Source organism: Streptomyces colwelliae, from assembly GCF_048158785.1.
Classification (GTDB): Bacteria; Actinomycetota; Actinomycetes; order Streptomycetales; family Streptomycetaceae; genus Streptomyces.
This window is the reverse complement of record NZ_JBLTJC010000653.1, coordinates 1-3014: the sequence shown is the minus strand read 5'-3', so window position 1 is coordinate 3014 and position 3014 is coordinate 1. Positions and strand designations below refer to the sequence as shown.

General features: G+C 69.5%; 3 protein-coding genes and 1 pseudogene. All 4 read left to right on the top strand.

What is annotated here, in order from left to right; genetic code table 11:
- Nucleotides 1-682 (top strand): annotated as a pseudogene (locus tag ACNFOC_RS52690) (hypothetical protein); the annotation flags it as partial.
- Complete coding sequence (locus ACNFOC_RS52685) at nucleotides 679-1812, top strand: hypothetical protein (RefSeq protein WP_416966073.1); 1134 nt, start codon at nucleotides 679-681, stop codon at nucleotides 1810-1812. The pseudogene ACNFOC_RS52690 and the gene ACNFOC_RS52685, both read left to right, overlap by 4 nt.
- The gene (locus ACNFOC_RS52680) at nucleotides 1812-2507 is read left to right on the top strand and encodes a hypothetical protein (protein WP_416966072.1); all 696 of its coding nucleotides are present in this window, start codon (nucleotides 1812-1814) and stop codon (nucleotides 2505-2507) included. The genes ACNFOC_RS52685 and ACNFOC_RS52680 overlap by 1 nt, the downstream gene beginning before the upstream one ends.
- Before the next feature lie 21 nt (nucleotides 2508-2528).
- Entirely contained in the window at nucleotides 2529-2972 is a 444-nt protein-coding gene (locus tag ACNFOC_RS52675; protein WP_416966071.1) for an ATP-binding protein, read from the top strand.
- The last annotated feature ends 42 nt before the right edge of the window (nucleotides 2973-3014 follow it).

The window sequence follows — 3014 nt, the reverse complement described above, 5'->3', positions numbered from 1 at the left end:
CCCCGGCCTCGCCCTCCCGCTGTACCAGGTCGCCGTCGCCAAGGGCACGAGCGCGGGCACCGGCGGCATCGCCTGGTCCTCCGCCCTCACCGACCTCCGCAGGTCCACGGTCGCCATCGGCGGCATCCTCCCGGTCACCACCGACACCGCGAACGGCGCCTATCCGGGCCAATTCCGCGACAACAACGGCCAGTTGCAGCGCTGGAGCGGCACCGCCTGGACCGACTACCCGGTCCTGCCCACCTGGCAGAACTGGACCCCGGCCTGGACCACCGGCTCCGGGACCGCCACACCGTCGTACGGCAACGCCACCGTCAGCTGCCGGTACCTCAAGTCCGGTACGACCGTGCACCTCAACTTCTCCATCCAGTTCGGCACCACCACGGACTTCGGCACCAGCCCCACCACCGCGGACAACTGGCGGTTCTCCCTGCCGGTGACCGCGGCCACCGCCCAGCCCGTCATCGGCTTCGCCGAACTGTCCGCCTCCAACAGCGGCCGGGTCATGGGCCGGGTCTATCTCGCCACGACCGGCACCTTCGAGCTGAGCATCGGCACCGGCCGGGTGGACGCCGCCGCCATCGCCTCCGCAAGCCAGGGCGTCGTGGACTCCCTGTCGCCCTGGACCTGGGTGTCCCCGTACGCCATCCGGGGCACCGCGACCTACGAGGCCGCCGCATGACGACCGTCAACACGCCCTACCGGGCGATCTTCTGCGACCTGCGCACGGACAGCACCATCGACATCCTCCCGCTGCGCGACGTCACCGTCGACGACTACATCGGCAAGGCCGGCTCACTGTCGGGCACCATCCCCGTCCCGGACGCGGCGATGGCCGCCCGGGTCCGCCGTATCGAGGAGGGCCGCACCTCGGTCTACCTCCAGCGCGGCAGCGACCTGTGGTGGGGCGGCATCGTCTGGACGAGCACGTTGCAGAGCGACGACCAGGGCGTGCTCACCCTCGGCATCCAGGCGGCGACCTTCGAGTCGTACGCGGGAAGGCGGCTGATCCGGGCGACGACCCCCGAATACAACGCGAACTACCAACTGTCCCTCAACGGCGACCAGTTGAACGTGGCCAGGGCCCTTTGGACGGACCTCCAGACCGCGCTCCCCGGCGGCGACATCGGCGTCACCTACGGCACCGAGACCTCCGGGGTGACCCGCTCGGCGAGTTACCGCGACGGCGACGAGACGGTCTACCTCGACGCGTTGGACGCGCTGGCCGCGCTGGAGAACGGCTTCGAGCACTACATCTCGGTCTACACCGACCCGACCACCGGAGCCCGGGTACGCCGCCTCCGTCTCGGCAGCCCGAAGATCCTCACCGGCGCCACCGACCTGGTGATGGACAGGCCGGGCACGATCCTGTCGTACTCCTTCCCGCGCGACGCGACCCGGGGCGGCACCACCGACCGCGCCCGAGGCGCCTCCACCAACACGGACCAGGCAAGCGAGTCCCGACCGCTCTGCTCGACGGTCGCGGTGGCCAACGACCTGATCGGACAGGCCGGTTACCCGCGCATCGACCTGACCTCGGACCACAACGACATCACCGACACGGCCACCCTGACCGCACTCGCCCGCACCGAACTGGCCGCGGCGACCGGCGCGGTGGTGATCCCCGAGATCAGCGTGCGCCTCGACGACCTGGTCCCGGCCGCGCTGATCGGCCGCACGGTCCGCATCCGGATCACCGACGAGTGGTACGCCGAGGGCCTCGACACCCGCTACCGGATCATCGGCGTCAAGGTCAGCCCCGCCCAGCGCGGCCGCCCCGACACCGCCGAGCTCTACCTGGAGGAGGTCTGATGCCCCAGCTCCCCGAAGACATCATCGACCGGCTCACCCAGATGGAACGCCGCATCCAGCAGCTCTCCACCGCCGTCAACACCCGCCCGGCCCTCAACACGGTCTCGGGCGGCACCCTGGAGGTGGGCCCGGCCACCGGCGCCGCCATCTTCAAGGTCGGCAAGTGGACCAACGGCAACGAGTACCGCATGGAACTCCGCCGCCAGACCGGCCAGTTGGCGATGAGCATGTACAACGGCGACGGAACGGCCGACTCGCTGCAACCCCTCCGCCTCTACGACAAGGCCGAGCGCGAGATCGTCTCGGACGACATCAACACCGGCGGCCTGGCCCGCCCCTGGCTGAACATGCTGCCGCCGCAGGACACGACCATGACCCGCTGGCCGCAGACCACGTCGACCGCGATGACGACGATCGCGATGTCCTACAACATCGCCTGGCAGCCGAAGATGCGCCTCGTCATGAACACCCGAGCCAGCTCCGGCGCCACCGGCTCCGTCCAGGTCCTCGTCAACGGCGCCCAGTGGGGCAGCACGGTCAGCGCCGGCACGGACTTCATCTACGAGGCCCTGATCAGCTCCGACTTCGGCTCGGTCTACGGCACCCAGCTCAAGGTCGAGGTCCAGGCCCAGGTAACCAGCGCCTCCGGCACGGTCTACGCCAACCCGATCCTCATGTACGGCCGCCAGACCTGACGAAAGGAACCCACTCCACCCATGGACATCGACACCACCCAACCCTGGGGCCTGGCCATCGACTTCGCCGGCCGCGCCACCATCACCGAGGCCGGCCACACCATCTACGTCAACGTCTCCGACTCCAGCTACAACAGCGTCATCGCCCCCGACTCCGTCAGCGGCACCTACGCGCCCGTGACGGTAGCCGCCCAGTTCACCGAGACGGGCACGAACGGCGCCGCCATCCGCGGCAGCGCCCGCACCACGATCATGCCCATCGGCACAGCCATGGTCGTCCCCGACCAGACCGCAATCCAAAGCGTGGTCGCCGCAGCCCTGGCCAACTTCGTGGACAACACGGCGTCTTACACCACCTTGGCCGCCAAGTGGACCCCGTCAACCGACGACCCGGGAGACGGCGACGGAGACGGAGACGGTTCAGGAGACGGAGACGTGGAACCCACGGCAACCGCAGCTCCCTAGGGGCGCGGGGAACTGCGCACCCAGCCCCCACCTGTCTCTTAT